The sequence below is a fragment of the Mesorhizobium sp. CAU 1732 genome (assembly GCF_039888675.1).
GTDB lineage: Bacteria > Pseudomonadota > Alphaproteobacteria > Rhizobiales > Rhizobiaceae > Aerobium.
The window spans coordinates 310886-327791 of sequence record NZ_JBDQQR010000001.1 but is presented as its reverse complement, the minus strand read 5'-3'; the positions used below and the strand labels follow the sequence as shown (position 1 = coordinate 327791).

The following is a 16906-nucleotide window of genomic DNA, read 5'->3' as shown; positions in this document are numbered from 1 at the left end:
TTTACGTCACGTCGGCCATGCTACATGTGCGCTCCCTTTCGGAGACCTTCGTCATGACACTTGCCGGCTTCGTCACCTATGCGGGTGCGCTTGCGATCGCAGCCGCCATTCCGGGCCCCGGCATTGTGGCATTGATCGCACGCGCGCTGGGTTCCGGCTTCCGCTCGGCGCTTTTCATGGCGATGGGTCTCGTGATGGGCGATCTGGTTTATCTCACGGCGGTCGTGCTTGGCCTTGCAATCCTGGCGCAGACATTTGGAACCGCCTTCATCATCATCAAGTGGGCCGGCGTCGCATATCTCGCCTACCTCGCCTGGACCTTCTGGCACACCGGCATCAAGACCGAGACGGTCGGAGCCGAGCGCTCGCGCGACGGCGCGCTTGCGAGCATCCTGTCCGGCCTGATCGTCACGCTCGGCAACCCGAAGGTGATGGTGTTTTATCTCGCCATTACACCGACGATCATCGACATCGCCTCGATCACGCCCACCGATTACGGCGTCTTGATCGCCATCACCGCGATGGTTCTGCTGGTCGTTCTGGTGCCGTATCTGGCGCTCGCCGCCAAGGCGCGCTGGTTCCTGGCGACGCCGCGGGCACTCAAGACGCTGAACCGCACGGCGGCGGGTTTCATGGCGGGAGCAGCGGCTGCGATCGCGTTTCGCCAGTAGCGCCTGAACGTTCGTTTTGCCCGGCCCAACGGCCGGCCGGCGCGCGGGTTTTGTCTGCAACCAATTAATGATTGGAATCTCCACTCCAGCGCGTACAACTACGTCCAGGCCTTGGCGCGCGGGAGGACAGTGCGTTGCCTGGCCAAGGCAACCACAGGGAGGATTTGCATGAAACACGTAACCCGGAATCTGCTGACCGCCGGCGCGGTCGCGCTGACGCTCGGGCTTGGCTCCACAGCCGCGAAAGCGCAGGAATTCATCAATGTCCTGACCGGCGGCACGTCGGGCGTCTACTATCCGCTCGGCGTCGCGCTGTCGGAAATCTACGCCGAGGGCATCGAGGGATCGCGCACGCAGGTGCAGGCGACGAAGGCCTCGGTCGAGAACCTCAATCTGCTCCAGTCGGGACGCGGCGAGATCGGCTTCTCGCTGGGCGATTCCGTGCAGGAGGCCTGGGCCGGCAATACGGAAGCCGGTTTCCCCGGCAAGCTCGACAAGCTGCGCGGCATCGCCGCCATCTATCCGAACTACATCCAGATCGTCGCCGCGAAGGAATCCGGCATCGAAACGCTCGCAGACCTCAAGGGCAAGAGCCTTTCGGTCGGCGCGCCGGCATCCGGCACCGAGTTGAACGCACGGGCGATCTTCAAGGCCGCAGGCCTCACCTATCAGGATCTCGGCAAGCTCGAATACCTTCCCTTCGCGGAATCCGTGGAGCTGATCAAGAACCGTCAGCTCAACGCGACGCTGCAATCGGCCGGCCTTGGCGTCGCGTCGATCCGCGATCTCGCGACGTCGTTGCCGATCACCGTCGTTGCGGTTCCCGCAGCCGACGTGGAGAAGATCGGGTCGCCCTACATCCCCGTGACGATCCCCGCCGGGACCTATGACGGGCAGGATGCGGATGTCGAGACGGCGGCAGTCGGCAACTTCCTCATCACCCATGAGGGCGTCTCGGAAGAAACCGCCTATCAGATGACGAAGCTGCTGTTCGAGAACCTCGACAAGATGGTCGCGTCACACTCGGCGGCGAAAGCCATCGATGCAAGCAAGGCGCTGGAGGGCATGCCCATCCCGCTGCATCCGGGTGCGGAACGCTACTATCGCGAAGCCGGGCTGCTCAAGTAGCAGCGTGATACAGCCCCTTCGGCATAGCGCCGGAGGGGTTTTTTCTTGGCGACGAGCTTCTGCATCCCGGGAGGGGACATGACCGCTACCAAGGCCGACGGGCCGATCATCGTACAGGATTCGGCAGAAGAGCCCATCGAAGGCCTGCCGCCCGGTTTCGGCGAGGGCATCCTCGGTCGCGTGGCGTTCTGGATCGCGTTTTCGTTCTCGCTCTTCCAGCTCTGGTCGGCAGCCTATGGCACCTTGCCCAGCCAGGTGGTGCGGGCGATGCATGTCGGCTTCCTGCTCCTGCTCGGCTTCGCGCTGTTCGCCAATCTCATCGCGAAGACGCCGATCGGCAAGACGTGGTTCTGGACGCTCGGCATTCTCGGTTTCCTCACCGGCATCTACAATTGGGTGTTCTACGTGCCGCTGATTCAACGCAGCGGGTTTCTGACGCCTCTCGATCTGACCGTCGGTGCACTGGTCATCGTGCTGGTCTTCGAGGGCGCGCGGCGCTTGATGGGCCTGCCGCTCACGATCATCGCAGGCGTGTTCCTGGCCTATTGCTTCTTCGGTCAGTATCTCCCCGCGCCCTTCATCCATCGCGGTTACGATTTCGAGCTCATCGTCGAGCATTTCGGCTTCGGCACCGAGGGCATCTACGGCACGCCGATCTACGTCTCCGCCGCCTACATCTTCATCTTCGTGGTCTTCGCGGCATTCCTCGAACGCGCGGGCATGCTCGCCCTGTTCAACGATTTCGCGCTCGGCCTCGTCGGCTCCTGGCGCGGCGGCCCAGCGCAGGTCTGCGTCATGTCGTCGGCGCTGATGGGGACGATATCGGGCTCCGGCGTCGCCAATGTCGTGGCCTCCGGCCAGTTCACCATTCCCCTGATGAAGCGCTTCGGCTTCCGCTCGGCCTTCGCCGGCGGCGTGGAAGCGACGTCGTCGATGGGCGGTCAGATCATGCCGCCGGTGATGGGCGCGGTCGCCTTCATCATGGCCGAAACGCTGAACGTGCCCTATGTCGACGTGGTCAAGGCCGCCCTCATCCCCGCCGCGCTCTATTTCGGCGTCTGCTTCTGGATGGTCCATCTCGAAGCCGGAAAAGCCGGCCTCGGCGGCATGGCGAAGGACACGCTTCCCGACCCCTGGAAGGCACTGCGCCAGCATTGGCCGCTGGTGCTTCCGCTCGGCACGCTGGTCTACCTGCTTTTCGCCGGTTACACGCCGATCTTCGCGGGCACGATGGGGCTGGCGCTGATCGTCGTGCTGATCCTCGGCACGCCGCTTGCCGCCCTGATCGGGCCGTTCGCGTTCCGCATGGTCTTCTGGGTCGCGCTCGGTCTCGCAGCCGCCGCGTTCATGCGCTTCGGCGTCAACATCCTCGCGGCCGTCATCGGCGGGCTGGTGCTCGCCTGCGTTCTGTTCAAGGGCGGACGCGAAACGCTCGCCATCTGCCGCGATTCGCTCGCGGAAGGCGCCAAAAACGCGCTGCCGGTGGGCATCGCCTGCGCCATCGTCGGTATCGTCATCGGCACGCTGACGCTGACCGGCATCGCATCCACCTTCATCGGCGCGATCATCCGCATCGGCGAGGACAATCTGTTCCTGTCGCTGATCCTGACCATGCTGACCTGCCTCGTACTCGGCATGGGTATCCCGACGATTCCGAACTACATCATCACCTCGTCGCTCGCCGGACCGGCGCTGCTCGAGCTCGGCGTGCCGCTGCTCGTCAGCCACATGTTCGTCTTCTATTTCGGGATCATGGCCGATCTTACCCCGCCGGTCGCGCTCGCATGCTTCGCGGCGGCGCCCATGGCGAAAACATCCGGGCTGAAGATATCCATACAGGCGACGAAGCTGGCGACGGCCGGTTTCGTCGTGCCGTTCATGGCCGTCTATACGCCGGCGCTGATGCTGCAGGATGCAGGGCCGATGGCGGAAGCCTGGGGCTATCCGGTCGAGGTGATCTATGTCGTGCTTAAGGCCTGCGCGGGCATTGCGCTGTGGGGCGTCGCCGTCGTCGGCTTCCTGTTTGCTCGGGCCTTGTGGTGGGAGCGGATCGCCTGCTTCGCCGCAGGTGTCCTGCTCGTCCTGGCACTGCCGCTCACCGACGAAGCCGGATTTGTCCTTGGTGTGATCGTGGTCGCCGCGCATTGGCGGCGGACGCGCGGCGGGGGCAGGCGTGAACCGGCCATCCCATGAGCCTGTGCGTCCTCGTCGGCGGCAAGACGATCGTGATGGCGGTCGCCGCCTTCACCTTGAGCTGGACGCATTCGATCGAGCGCACCGAGTGGCTTGAAAACTGGCAGGTCACAGGCGCGGGCCTCGAACTGGTCGAAGCGCGCGTCAAGGGATCCGGGGCAGGAATGGAGCCGCCCGATGGTGCGAGGCTGAAGGAAGGATGGTGGGTCTACCGGCCGACTATCGGAGCCCAGAGCCGCCTCGTTCTGGCGGCATCGGGTGCGACACAGGCGGGCTGGAAGCTCTGCGGCGGCGCGGAGTGCATGACGCTTGGCGAAACGGCTGCCGAGCCGATCGTGATCAGCGCCTGTAACGGCTGATCAGTGCGCGCCGGCCTGCGTGTCGAAACGACGCCTGATGCGCGCGCATGCAGGGCCGGGCCCACGCATATAGTGCCGCTCAGGCCGATAGCTTGGCAGGAAGAATTCGCGCACCACGATGGCGCCGTTTGATATGTGAGCCCAGATCGTCATGACCCTGTTACCCTGTCCCGTCGGATGTCCCTTCCGATTGAGGATCAGCCTAGCGAGCACCAGTGAATAAGCGATGAACGCGTTGTTAATCTCTGGCTGATTAGCGCGCCGACAGTGACCGAATTGCGAATGATTCGCCGCGCGCAAGCCGTCCCTTTCAACAATCAGTGCCGGCTGTTGCAAGAGCGCCACACGTAGCGGTTGGAAGCGCGGGCGGCGATCTCGAAACGCGCCCGACGAAACTCACCGCACCTTCCATCGGGACTGGGAACACTGGCGCTGTTTGCAAGTTCGGGGGACGAGCCGGCTTGCTCCCGGCCCGACGCGCCGAGGCGCGCCGCTCGATAACAACAAGTCACGAAAGGCTGAAACAATGGGCTTTTTCTCGAAGGACATCAAAACGATGGACGACCTCTTCGTCCACACGCTGCGCGACATCTATTACGCCGAGAAGCAGATTCTCAAAAATCTCCCGAAGATGATCGACAAGGCGACGAACCGCGAGCTCAAGCAGGGTTTCGAGAAGCACCTGACCGAGACCGAAGGCCATGTCACCCGTCTCGAGCAGGTGTTCGAGATGCATGGCGTTGAAGCCAAGGGGGTCAATTGCCCGGCCATCGACGGCATCCTCAAGGAAGCCGACGAGATCGCCGGCGAGGTCGATGACGAGCGCGTTCTGGATGCGGCGCTGATTGCGGCCGGTCAGGCCGTCGAGCACTACGAGATCACGCGATACGGCACCCTCGTCGCCTGGGCGAAGGAACTGGGCCGCAGCGATTGCGCCGCGGTGCTCCAGAAGAACCTCGACGAGGAAAAGGCGACGGACAAGAAACTGACCGACCTCGCCGCCAGCCGCGTCAACCTTCAGGCTGCCGAATAGGCGCCGCACCAGTAGTACGCCGAAGCCACCCCTCAAGCTTTGGCCGTCCCGGCCCGCCGTCAATCTCATGCGGCGGGCCGTTGATTTTCCGTCCTCGGACCCGCCAAGGCGGGGTTCGCACGGCAAGGCGATTGCGTCTATGCTCAGGCCGACGAATCCAGGGAGGATCACATGGGCACAGTCCCGCCGGTTTGCGATTTCGACTGGAAGGGCATCGATGCGATCCTGCCCGGCATCGATGGCAACGAACATCAGCTCTCCGAGCATGTCGGGCCCGGCGGGCTCGTCGTCGCCTTCATCTGCAATCATTGCCCCTATGTGAAAGCCGTCATCGGACGCATCGTGCGCGACGCGAACGACCTTCGGGCCCATGGAGTCGGCTTCGTCGCCATCAACTCCAATGATGCGGAGGCCTACCCGCAGGATTCCTTCGACAACATGAAGGTGTTTTCGCGCGAACACCGCATGTCGTTCCCGTATCTCTACGATTCCGACCAGTCGATCGCCCGGGCCTATGGCGCCGCGTGCACGCCCGACTTCTTCGGCTTCAATGCTCGGATGAAGCTGCAATATCGCGGCAGGCTCGATGCATCGCGCAAGGAAACCGGCGCCGACGACCTTCGCCGCGACCTTTACGAGGCGATGGTCGCGATTGCGCGTAGCGGGACCGGCCCGCAAGACCAAATCGCCTCGATCGGCTGCTCGATCAAGTGGAAAGACGGCGTCGCCTGAGCGGCGCGCCTGCGGCAAGTGGAAAGACGGCGTCGCCTGACCAACCGACCACTGGATTGGTCGATAGGCAGGCTGTGGCGCTGACGCGGCCGGCGCGCACATCCCAAGGTCCTCCCGCTACAAAGGCGGATTCAACCGCCATGCCACGGGAAACGCCATGAACGCCTCGCCAGTCCCAGCCTCGCGCGCCGATATCGACGGCCGCTATGCCTGGTCGAGGCTGCTCGCCTCGATGCTCCTGAGCACGGTGGGCAGCGTCGGCATGTGGTCGGTAATCGTCGTATTGCCCGAAGTCCAGGCGGAGTTCGGCGTCGACCGGGCGGCGGCCTCGATGCCCTACACGATGACGATGATCGGCTTTGCGTTCGGCAACGTCATGATCGGACGCTTCGTCGACCGTGCAGGCATTTTCCCGCCGATGCTGCTGGCCGCCGCCTTCCTGTTCTTCGGCTACATGCTGGCGGCATTGTCGCCATCGATCTGGGTGTTCGCGATCGTCCAGGCCATCATCGGCTTCGGCGCCGCGGCGACGTTCGGCCCGCTGATCGCGGACATCTCGCACTGGTTCGACCGGCGTCGCGGCGTGGCTGTGGCCGCCGCAGCCAGCGGCAATTATTTCGCCGGCGCGATCTGGCCGCTGCTCATGCAGATGACGCCGTCGGGTGAAGGATGGCGCTACACCTATGTGGCGATCGGCATCGTATGCATCGTCGCCATGACGCCATTGGCCTTTTATCTGCGCCGCCGAGCCCCTCATATTGCCGCCGAGGCGGCCGGTGCCGCGCCTGCGGTGACGCGCTCGAAATCCATCGACCTCTCGCCGCGCGCGCTTCAGATCCTGCTGTCGATCGCCGGCATCGGATGCTGTGTCGCCATGTCGATGCCTCAGGTCCACATCGTCGCCTATTGCGTCGATCTCGGTTTCGGCGTTGCGCGCGGTGCTGAAATGCTGTCGCTGATGCTCGTCGGCGGCATCATCAGCCGTCTCGCGTCCGGGTTCCTCGCCGACCATATCGGCGGCGTGAAGACGCTGCTCATCGGCTCGGTGCTGCAGTGCCTCGCGCTGTTCGCCTACATTCCCTTCGACGGCCTCGCCTCGCTCTATCTCGTTTCGCTGGTCTTCGGCCTCTCGCAGGGCGGCATCGTGCCCAGCTATGCGATCATCGTGCGCGAGTACCTGCCGGCCAAGGAAGCGGGCCAGCGCGTCGGCCTCGTCATCATGGCGACGATCGCCGGCATGGCGCTGGGCGGCTGGCTCTCCGGCTGGATCTACGATCTCACCGGCTCCTATTCCGCTGCCTTCCTGAACGGGATCGGTTGGAACGTCCTCAACATAGCCATCATGGTGCTGATCCTGTGGCGCACGCGCTCGGTACGACCTGTCGCCGCCTAAGCACGCACACCCTATCGCATGCCGCGCGAAATCCTCTACATTCAGCGGATTGAGCGTAGGCAGCAGGGATTCGCCGCATGTATAGGACCATCCTCGTTTCGGTCGATCTCGGCGACGCGGACGGAGAGGCGCTGACGATCGCCACGGCCGTGTCGTATGCGCAGGCATTCGACGCGCAGTTGCACATCATGACCGTGGTGCCGGATTACGGGCTCTCGATCGTCGGCGGCTTCTTTCCCAAGGGCCACGAAAAGGAAGCCATCGAGCATGCTCAAGCCGCGCTGGAGCAGTTCACGGCGCAACACGTGCCGGAAACCGTCAGGCACCATCACATCGTGGGCCATGGCTCGATCTACCGCCAGATCCTGCATCATTCCAGCGTGACGGGGGCCGACCTCATCATCCTGGCGGCCGGCCGGGACGATCCCGACGACTATCTGATCGGCCCGAACGCGGCGCGCGTGGTCCGCCATGCGAAAGCCTCCGTCCTGGTGGTGCGGCGACCGATCTCCTGACGCAGGCGCGCTGAGCACACCGGGATTTGAAATCGGGGGCGGCCGGTCGCCGTAGCGCGCGCTGGCGCGCTAAACGCCGGCGCCCATAGTTGTCAGACCTATGACCGACGCAGCACGTCCTGCCATTCCGGATGGCGAGCGATCTGCGCTTTTGCGAACGGGCAAAGCGGAATGATCGAGACTCCGTCGCGGCGGGCATCTTCGACCGCCTGTCGCACCAGCCGCTCTCCGACCTTGCGGCCACGCAAGGCGTCTGGAACTTCGGTGTGATCGATGATGATCAGCCCGTCGCCAGCGCGGCTGTATGTCATCTCGGCTTCGATACCGCCAATGAGCAGCCGATAGCGCCCTTTCGATGCGCCGTCTTCCCGCTCGACCGTCCCTTCGGTCGTCTCGGAGGTGTCCTTCGTCAGCACCGCATCCGGCGGGCGCACCTGGCGCGGCCGCCCCGGCCCGCATTCCAGAAGATCGCGGTCCCATCCTCCGAGATTGGCGGCCGCCTCATAGGTCGAGACGAGGAAAGCCATCAAAGCTCCGTCGGGATCGGCTGCCGACCGTACGGCATCGTAGGGGAGGACGAACTCCGACAGGCCGTCGCTCCAGAATGCCGCTTCAGGCCGCACCGATGCGGAGCCGAAGCCGTTCGGGGCGGGGTAAGCGTATGCGTAGAAAGCGGGATAGTCGATACCGCCGCCCCCCGGCCAGAAGCCCGCCGACGACACCTCGCGATCATAGGCTTCGCGTGCCACGTCATCCGGCAAGGCCGGAATCCCGGCAGGATGAAGCGGCGCGCGCCGGCCGGAAAAGCGGGTGACGGCCAGATCGAGAGCGCCCCAGAACAGGTGAACGGGGCTGGATTTGCCGAGAAAGGACGTCCGGAACGTCTTGAATACCTTATCGACGGACACCAGCGCCTGATGAAACCGCTGAACGGCGTCGCGGTCGTAGGGCCGATCGCGATCATCCTCGGCGAACGGAACTGGATATGGCACCTCGTTCGGCTGACCGTTGAAAGTCGGCGTGCCGCCAAGTTCGGTGATCAAGCTGACGAAATCAGCATGGAAGCGGGCGACCGTGGTCGGCCCCAGTTCGAAGGACGCCTGCCGGCCTTCGCCGCAGGTGCCGACAACCTTGTGCTCTCGCAAATCGAACAGGATTTCGATACCGGGACCGTCCGGTATCGGCGAGGATGCCAGGCCGGTCGGCGTGACATAAAATGTCGCGTTCCACGAATGGTTGAGCCAAGGCGTATGCGCCAGCCGGTACTTTCCAGCGATCTGAAGATAGAGATGCAGGGCGGAACACGTCTCACGCCAACCGAGATAGTCGAGGTGCGGCCAGTTGTTGTTCATTGCGTGTCTCCATCCAAACTTTGCACGACAAAGCCTGCCGTTCGTTTCGCCCCGCGCTCGCTTGAGCCGCGTCCCCGGCAATCAGCCAGTCGGCACGTTCAGTCCGGAAGCGGGATGTGCTCGTCCCGATCATCTGCCGGGAGATCGAAGCGTCCCTTGCCCCAATTCTCCGCGCGCCATTCGGCCTTGGCGAGCTCGATGCGCTCCTGGGATGAGGCGACGAAGTTCCACCAGATATAGCGCGGCCCATTGAGCGTTGCGCCGCCGAGGATCATCAGCCGCGCGCCCTGGCTGCCTGCCGCAACCGTGATCCTGTCGCCGGGACGGAAGACCATCATCTGACCGGGCTCAAAGTCCTGGCCGGCAACCGAGATCGATCCCTCGACGATGTAGATGCCCCGGTCCTCGTGATCGTCCGGCATCGGCAGCCGGCTTCCTGGTTCAAGCTTTACATCGGCATAGAACGTCTCGGAAAGCATCTGCGCGGGCGCGACCTTGCCGTAGGCACTGCCGAGGATCAGCCGAACCGATACGCCATGATCCTCGATCATCGGCAGCGTCTCCTTGCCGTGATGCTCGAAGCTGGGTGCCATATCCTCATGGGTATCGGGCAGCGCCAGCCATGTCTGGATTCCGAACAGGCTGTTCGGACCGCTTCGGGCAGCCACGGAGGTACGCTCCGAATGGGTGACACCGCGTCCGGCGACCATCCAGTTCAGCGCGCCGGGGCGAATGATCTGATCGGCGCCCGTGCTGTCGCGGTGATGGAAGTCGCCGCGATAGAGGTAGGTGACAGTGCCGAGGCCGATATGCGGGTGCGGGCGGACATCGATGCCCTGGCCGGTCAGCAATTCGGCCGGTCCCGCCTGGTCGAAGAAAATGAACGGCCCGACCATCTGCCGCTTCGGCGCCGGCAAGGCGCGGCGGACCTCGAAGCCGCCGAGGTCACGAGAACGCGGAACGATGAGGGTTTCGATCGCGTCGATGCCGACGTCATCGGGACAGCCCGGTTCGATTGCGGGGTTCCAACTCATGCAGCTTATCCTCTCCTGTCAGCCCGTTTTCCGAGCTTACCTAGATCGCCGTGCATCCTGACGGACGCATAAGTGGCGATCTATCTCTTTGTTTGAGCATCGGAGCTAGGCCTGCAATCCGCGCAACTGTGTCGCGCAAAGTGGAACTACCGCCCCGTTAGCGATCGATCCCCTCGAGGCGCGAGTCTTCAGCGAGGCACTCGATCATGAGCTCGGTGAGAACCCGCACCTTCCGTGAAGGATGCTGACCTGGCGGGCGGATGACATACACGCCTGCGGAAGGTGGCGGGTAACGGGTCATGATCGGAACGAGCGCGCCGGAAGCAACATAGTCGTTGGTGACGCAATCGGGGAGCCGGGCAATTCCAAGCCCCGCAGCGGCGGCAGTTGCAAGGGCTGCGGCGTTGTCGGCCTTGAAGCGTCCTTGCGGGTTCACGCTGATGACATAGTCGCCATCCATGAACAGCCATGGCTCGGTGCCTTGCATGAGAGCCTGATGGGCGGTGATTTCCTCGGGAGCCTCCGGGGAACCGTGCGCTTGTACATAGTCGGGACTTGCGACCAGCTTTCCGTGGGTCGCACCGACGCGTCTGGCGATGAGATTGGAGTCCTGGAGAAAGCCGACCCGGATCGCACAATCGAAGCCCTCCGCAATGAGATCGACGAAGCGGTCACTGTAGGAGGAATGGATCTGGAGCTTGGGGTGGCGCCGCGCCATGATCGCCAGTACGGGCGCGAAGTGCGTTGGACCGAAAGTAAGCGGCATCGCGACGCGTAAGCGGCCGCTAAGGTCGCCCGTCGGCTGGATGGCATCCCTGGCCGAATCGATCTCTGCGCTGACCCTGGCCGCGTGATCCCTAAACGTGACGCCTGCTTCGGTAAGAGCGGCACCACGAGTGGTTCGTGCAAGGAGTTGGACGCCAAGTTCGGCTTCAAGGCGGAAAAGCCGCCGGCTGACGATCGATTTGGAGACCCCGAGCCGGCGCGCGGCCGCCGAAACGCCGCCGGCATCGGCAACTTCCACGAATGTCTGAAGGTCTTCGATGTCCATTCCGGCGTTCCTGGTTTCGCGACACAGCTGGGCGCCCAAAAGCCCTACCGTATCCCGAACAGGAATGACACTCTCCGCGCTCCCGAGACGACGCGGCCGGCGGCGGATGTCTTCCTGCAAATCCCTGAGCGGGAGTGCCAGTACAGGCCGTCGTCACAAAAGAGACCCTGCAAGGACCACCTATGGAAATCGGTATCGACAGCTTTGCCGCCATTTTGCCCGATCCAGCGACGGGGAAGCTGCCTTCGGCCACGGACCGAATGGCCGATCTGCTGGAGGAAGTCGAGGTTGCCGACCGCGTCGGACTAGACGTCTTCGGTATCGGTGAGCACCACCGCGCCGAATTCCTCGATTCCGCGCCTGCGATCATTCTGGCCGCGGCAGCGGCGCGCACCAGCCGGATCCGATTGACGAGCGCGGTCACGGTGCTGAGTGCTGCAGACCCGGTGCGGGTCTTCCAGGAGTTCGCAACCCTCGACCTGATCGCCAGGGGGCGCGCCGAGATCGTCGTCGGCCGGGGCTCGTTCGGCGAGGCTTTTCCGCTGTTCGGCCTCGATACAAGGGCCTATGACGACCTTTTCGCTGAAAAGCTCGATCTGTTCCTCAAGCTTGGCGAGACGACCAACATCACCTGGTACGGGCGTTATCGTGCGGCGCTCCACGGAGAGGGTGTCTTTCCGCGCCCCCATCAGTCGCGATTGCCGTTGTGGGTAGGCGTCGGCGGCACACCGCAATCCTTCGCGCGCGCCGGCGAGCTGGGCCTTCCGCTGATGGTCGCCATCATCGGCGGTACGTTCGAGCGTTTTCGTCCGCTCGTCGATCTCTATCGCGAAGCCGGCAGGAAAGCCGGGCACGGCCCGGAGAAACTGACGGTCGGCGTTCACGCGATGGGTTTCGTCGGCGAGACGGATGCGGCGGCCAACGATGCCTTCTTTCCCGGCTGGGCGCATCTGACAGGGACGATCGGGCGCGAACGCGGCTGGCCTGCGCCGACGCGTCAGCAGTTCGAAGCCATGGCCAGCCCCGAGGGCGCGTTCCTGATCGGCGCCCCGGCAACGGTCGCCGCCAAGATGCTGCGTGCCAGCGAGGCACTTGGCGGCGTCTCGCGCATCACCTTCCAGATGAGCACCGCCTCTCTCGAGACGGCCGCGATGAAGCGTTCCATCGAACTTTTGGGCACTGAGGTCGCGCCAATCGTGCGGGCGGCATCGTCGATGCACTGAGTGCCTCGTCAGCAGGGCTATCCCGAGGGGTCGATTTGCGACAACGGCACTTCTCCGTGCATGATCGCCATGAACGTCTCTCATGCTTACCACCAAGGAGGGTGAAACTATGCCAAAGGGGTCCGATCTGTTCGTCGCCGCGCTGGAAAACGAAGGCGTGGACCGCATCTTCGGCGTTCCGGGCGAGGAAAACCTCGATGTGCTGGAGTCGCTGCGAACCTCGAGCATCAAACTGATCCTGACGCGTCATGAGCAGGCCGCCGCCTTCATGGCCGCGACGCATGGGCGGCTTACAGGCAGGCCCGGTGTCTGCCTCGCAACGCTCGGCCCCGGCGCGCTGAATTTCTCGACCGGTGCGGCCTATGCCCATCTCGGTGCCATGCCGATGATCCTCATCACCGGCCAGAAGCCCGTGATGAGCGCCAAGCAGGCCCGCTTCCAGATCGTCGATATCGTCGCCTCGATGAAGCCGCTCACCAAAATGACGCGGCAGATCGTCAGCGCGGCCGCCATCCCCGCGACGGTGCGGGATGCCTTCAGGGTTGCGATGGAAGAGCGGCCGGGGCCCGTGCATCTCGAACTGCCGGAGGACGTGGCGGCCGAGGAGGTCGCGAACGCTTCCGTCATTGCCCGCCACGCCCTTGAACGCCCGGTTGCCCAAGCCACCGCGCTCGATATCGCTGCGGAACATATACGTGCCGCCAAACGTCCGCTCGTGATGATCGGCGCGGCGGGCAGCCGGCCTTCGCTGGTTGAACCGCTGTCGACTTTCATATCGCGCACCCGCTTGCCCTTCTTCAACACGCAGATGGGCAAGGGGGCGGTCACCGGGGGCTCCAATCTCTATATGGGAACAGCCGCGCTCTCTGAGGGCGACTATGTCCACGAGGCTGTCGAGCGCGCCGACCTGATCGTCGCCATCGGCCACGACACGGTCGAGAAGCCGCCATTCCTCATGAAAAGTGCGGGCGGGCCAAAGGTCATCCATGTCGCCTACCAATCCGCGACGATCGAACAGGTCTATCACCCGGATATCGAAGTGATCGGCGACATAGCGGCTTCTGTCGAAGCGCTTGGCGAACGTCTTGAAGGCCGCCTGTCTCCCGACGAAGGCATGCTCGAACTGCGCCAGAAAATTCTCGCCCGCATCAACGATCGTGCAGAGGAAGACCGTTTCCCGGTCACGCCTCAGCGCCTTGTCCACGATGTCCGCAAGGTGGTGCCCGAAGACGGTATCGTCTGCCTCGACAACGGCATGTACAAGATCTGGTTCGCGCGCAACTATCGCACCCATGTCGCCAACACGCTGCTGCTCGACAATGCGCTCGCCACGATGGGCGCCGGTCTGCCCTCGGCGATGATGGCGGCGATGCTTCATCCCAACCGCAGGGTCATGGCGGTGTGCGGCGATGGCGGCTTCATGATGAACTCGCAGGAAATGGAAACGGCGGTGAGGCTCGGGCTGAACCTCGTCGTGCTCATCCTGAACGATCGCGCCTACGGCATGATCCGCTGGAAGCAGGCGGTGGACGGCTTCCCGGACTTTGGCATGAGTTTTGGCAATCCCGATTTCGTGCGGTATGCCGAGGCGTATGGCGCAAAGGGGTCGCGGGTGACCGCCGTCGAGGATCTCGTGCCGACGCTCGAAGCCGCCTTCGCCGGTGGCGGGGTCCATCTGGTCGATGTGCCGATCGACTATTCTGAAAATACCCGCGTGCTCGTCGATGAACTGCGCAACCGCACGCCGGATGTGGAGTGTGCTTGAAATGCAGGAAGATCGACAATGCTAGAGGTCGTGCAGGCGTTCGATCGCGCCCCCATCGCGGAGATCGAGACGGACGATGCAGCCGCGCTGGAGCGCAAGCTGCAAGCCGCCGAGCATGCCTTCAAGGATCGCGAGGGCTGGCTGAAACCTCACCAGCGCATTGCCATCCTGCGCAAGCTGGCCGCGCTGATGGAACGCGAGCGTGATCATCTCGCCATGCAGATCGCGCGCGAGGGCGGCAAGCCGCTGCCTGACGCGATCATCGAGACCAACCGCGCCATCGACGGCGTCCACAACGCCGCCGACGAACTGCGTCATTTCGCCGGTCGGGAAATCCCGATGGGACTGTCGGCGGCGGCGGAGAACCGCTGGGCCTTTACCACGAAGGAGCCGATCGGCATCGTCGCGGCAATCTCCGCCTTCAACCACCCGCTGAACCTGATCGTCCATCAGGTCGCGCCGGCCATCGCGGTCGGATGCCCGGTCATCGTCAAGCCGGCGGTCACGACACCGCTGTCCTGCCTCGATTTCGTGGCGCTGGTCCACGAGGCGGGCCTGCCTGAGCCATGGTGCCAGAGCTTCGTCACGGAAAACAACCAGTTGGCCGAAAAACTGGCGACCGACAGGCGCATCGCCTTCCTGAGCTTCATCGGCTCGGCCAGGGTCGGCTGGTCGCTGCATGCGAAGCTTGCCCCGGGCACGCGCTCGGCGCTGGAGCATGGTGGCGCGGCGCCAGCCATCGTCGATCACAGTGCCGACCTCGCCAAGGTCATCGAGCCGATCGTCAAGGGTGGCTACTACCATGCGGGGCAGGTCTGTGTGTCGACACAGCGCATCTTCGTTCACGAGGGTATAGCAGACGATTTCACGCAGAAGCTCATTGCCCGCGTCGAGACACTGCGTACCGCCGATCCCACCCTGAAGGACACGGAGGTCGGGCCGCTAATCCTTCCGCGCGAGGCCGACCGGGTCGCGGATTGGATCGAGGAAGCGGTCAAGGGAGGGGCTGCGCTGGCAACCGGCGGGGAGCGCCTCTCCGAAACGACCCTGCAGCCGGCGGTTCTGCTCGACCCCGCTGCCGATGCGAAAATATCGACGCTGGAGATTTTCGGACCGGTGGTCGCCGTCTATCGCTACGGCAATCTCGACGACGCCATTCGCCAGGCCAACGCCCTGCCCACGGCCTTCCAGGCCAGCGTCTTCGCACAGGATATCGATGTCGCGATGCGGGCGGCCAATCGTCTCGATGCCTCGGCTGTGATGATCAACGATCCGACAGCATTCCGAACAGACTGGATGCCGTTCGCCGGCCGTAAGGAATCCGGATATGGCACGGGCGGCATCCCCTACACGATGCGCGACATGGCGCAGGAGAAGATGATCCTCTTGCGCAGAAGCTGAGCGAGCGGTCTCCAGGCCCCCGCTCCGGGATCTACGCGTAGCGATCGTGGTGGCGCACCCAGTCCATGCCCTCCGCCTCGTTGCGACCTTTCGGGGTCAGATCGAGCATGGCGTAGGTTCCCATCATCACCTCCACGCCGCGGCCGAACGTGGAATAGGTGTGAAAGACATCGCCAGCCTCATCCTTGAAGAAGGCGCTGACGCCCGGCCATTCCTCGCCGGTCTCCCGCCATTCGCCGAAATTGTAGTCGATGTGCCCGCTGGCGACTTCCTCGGGCGTGAAACTGACCCGGAAATCGTAGTTGAACGAGCTGCCGTTCGAGGACACCCACCGGAACTGCCAGCCCATGCGACCGCGGAAGCGCTCGATCTCGACAAGCGGGGCTCGCGAGACGGCGACCATGGTGACGTCGTGATTGGCCAGATGCATGTTCATGCCGTCGGTATGGTCGGCCATGTAGGAGCAACTCGGACAGCCTTGCTTCCATCCCGGCCCGAACATGAAATGCTGCACCAGAAGCTGCGATCGACCGTCGAAGAGATCCGCCAGCGTGCGCGGGCCATCCGGCGTATCGAACGTGTATTCCGTGTCGATCCGCACCCATGGCAGTGCGAGCCGCTGCCGGGTGACCTTGTCACGAAGACGGGTCAGTTCCTTCTCCGCCTTCAGGAGGTCCCGGCGGGTGGTCAGCCAGTCATCGCGTGAAACAACAGCGTGTTGCATTGTCAGTCTCCTTCAGTTTGGGTGATGGGATGTTGCGAACCGTCGGGAGAGGAGCTTCAGCCACGGTGACAGGTGAAAGACGCTCATCAGCAGGTACATCAGGACCATGTCGTTGATCGGCACCAAAGGCGAAGCGACGGAGCACATGGTCATGCCCGGCGCGCTGACGGCAGAAACCCCGGCCATCAGGGCGAAAATGGGGGTTGCAGCAAACCCAAGCCGGCCGGTCACATCGACCGCCGGCGTGAGCGACGCATTGCCCGTTCCTGTTGCTGCAAATCTCGTCACGTCCGATCCTCCGCTGAATACGGTTCCAACGATTGTGATAGGAA

The 16906-nt window shown here is 63.7% G+C and carries 17 protein-coding genes; 11 read left to right on the top strand and 6 right to left on the bottom strand.

Translation table 11 applies throughout. From position 1 onward, the window contains the following. The first annotated feature begins 53 nt into the window (after positions 1-53). The 4 genes from AAFN55_RS01710 to AAFN55_RS01695 all read left to right on the top strand — a co-directional run bounded on the left by AAFN55_RS01710 (position 54) and on the right by AAFN55_RS01695 (position 4351). On the top strand, positions 54-671 hold the full coding sequence (locus AAFN55_RS01710) for a LysE family translocator (RefSeq protein ID WP_347797161.1): 618 nt from the start codon (positions 54-56) through the stop codon (positions 669-671). A 168-nt stretch (positions 672-839) separates the two neighbouring features. Further along, on the top strand, positions 840-1799 hold the full coding sequence (locus AAFN55_RS01705) for a TAXI family TRAP transporter solute-binding subunit (RefSeq protein ID WP_347797160.1): 960 nt from the start codon (positions 840-842) through the stop codon (positions 1797-1799). Positions 1800-1877: 78 nt separating this feature from the next. Next, positions 1878-3992 (top strand): TRAP transporter permease, encoded by a 2115-nt coding sequence (locus AAFN55_RS01700; protein ID WP_347797159.1) that lies wholly within the window; start codon positions 1878-1880, stop codon positions 3990-3992. Continuing rightward, complete coding sequence (locus AAFN55_RS01695) at positions 3989-4351, top strand: DUF1850 domain-containing protein (RefSeq protein ID WP_347797158.1); 363 nt, start codon at positions 3989-3991, stop codon at positions 4349-4351. The genes AAFN55_RS01700 and AAFN55_RS01695 overlap by 4 nt, the downstream gene beginning before the upstream one ends. Here the strand turns inward: AAFN55_RS01695 and AAFN55_RS01690 are convergent, their stop codons facing one another. After that, complete coding sequence (locus tag AAFN55_RS01690) at positions 4352-4504, bottom strand: hypothetical protein (RefSeq protein WP_347797157.1); 153 nt, start codon at positions 4502-4504, stop codon at positions 4352-4354. 373 nt (positions 4505-4877) lie between these two features. Here AAFN55_RS01690 and AAFN55_RS01685 point away from each other — a divergent pair, with 373 nt between their 5' ends. The 4 genes from AAFN55_RS01685 to AAFN55_RS01670 all read left to right on the top strand — a co-directional run bounded on the left by AAFN55_RS01685 (position 4878) and on the right by AAFN55_RS01670 (position 8024). Continuing rightward, entirely contained in the window at positions 4878-5384 is a 507-nt protein-coding gene (locus AAFN55_RS01685) for a ferritin-like domain-containing protein (RefSeq protein WP_347797156.1), read from the top strand. Between the two features lie 171 nt (positions 5385-5555). Continuing rightward, complete coding sequence (locus tag AAFN55_RS01680) at positions 5556-6116, top strand: thioredoxin family protein (protein ID WP_347797155.1); 561 nt, start codon at positions 5556-5558, stop codon at positions 6114-6116. A 157-nt stretch (positions 6117-6273) separates the two neighbouring features. Continuing rightward, positions 6274-7509 (top strand): MFS transporter, encoded by a 1236-nt coding sequence (locus AAFN55_RS01675; protein ID WP_347797154.1) that lies wholly within the window; start codon positions 6274-6276, stop codon positions 7507-7509. 77 nt (positions 7510-7586) lie between these two features. After that, the gene (locus AAFN55_RS01670; protein ID WP_347797153.1) at positions 7587-8024 is read left to right on the top strand and encodes a universal stress protein; all 438 of its coding nucleotides are present in this window, start codon (positions 7587-7589) and stop codon (positions 8022-8024) included. 98 nt (positions 8025-8122) lie between these two features. Here the strand turns inward: AAFN55_RS01670 and AAFN55_RS01665 are convergent, their stop codons facing one another. The 3 genes from AAFN55_RS01665 to AAFN55_RS01655 form a co-directional block, all read right to left on the bottom strand. Then, positions 8123-9376: a DUF5996 family protein gene (locus AAFN55_RS01665; RefSeq protein WP_347797152.1), complete on the bottom strand. Its 1254-nt coding sequence runs from the start codon at positions 9374-9376 to the stop codon at positions 8123-8125. A 98-nt stretch (positions 9377-9474) separates the two neighbouring features. Continuing rightward, positions 9475-10410: a pirin family protein gene (locus AAFN55_RS01660; RefSeq protein WP_347797151.1), complete on the bottom strand. Its 936-nt coding sequence runs from the start codon at positions 10408-10410 to the stop codon at positions 9475-9477. A 157-nt stretch (positions 10411-10567) separates the two neighbouring features. After that, positions 10568-11461: a LysR family transcriptional regulator gene (locus AAFN55_RS01655; RefSeq protein ID WP_347797150.1), complete on the bottom strand. Its 894-nt coding sequence runs from the start codon at positions 11459-11461 to the stop codon at positions 10568-10570. Between the two features lie 182 nt (positions 11462-11643). On the opposite strand from AAFN55_RS01655, the gene AAFN55_RS01650 reads away from it, so the two are divergent. The 3 genes from AAFN55_RS01650 to AAFN55_RS01640 all read left to right on the top strand — a co-directional run bounded on the left by AAFN55_RS01650 (position 11644) and on the right by AAFN55_RS01640 (position 15850). Next, complete coding sequence (locus tag AAFN55_RS01650; RefSeq protein ID WP_347797149.1) at positions 11644-12684, top strand: LLM class flavin-dependent oxidoreductase; 1041 nt, start codon at positions 11644-11646, stop codon at positions 12682-12684. A 109-nt stretch (positions 12685-12793) separates the two neighbouring features. Further along, positions 12794-14449 (top strand): acetolactate synthase large subunit, encoded by a 1656-nt coding sequence (locus AAFN55_RS01645; RefSeq protein WP_347797148.1) that lies wholly within the window; start codon positions 12794-12796, stop codon positions 14447-14449. A gap of 18 nt (positions 14450-14467) precedes the next feature. Next, positions 14468-15850, top strand: coding sequence for an aldehyde dehydrogenase family protein (locus tag AAFN55_RS01640; protein WP_347797147.1), 1383 nt, complete (start codon positions 14468-14470; stop codon positions 15848-15850). Between the two features lie 31 nt (positions 15851-15881). Here the strand turns inward: AAFN55_RS01640 and AAFN55_RS01635 are convergent, their stop codons facing one another. Beyond that, a complete protein-coding gene (locus AAFN55_RS01635) occupies positions 15882-16574 on the bottom strand; it encodes a thioredoxin family protein (RefSeq protein WP_347797146.1) in 693 nt (230 codons plus the stop codon). 12 nt (positions 16575-16586) lie between these two features. Continuing rightward, positions 16587-16862, bottom strand: coding sequence for a hypothetical protein (locus AAFN55_RS01630; protein WP_347797145.1), 276 nt, complete (start codon positions 16860-16862; stop codon positions 16587-16589). Positions 16863-16906 lie beyond the last annotated feature (44 nt).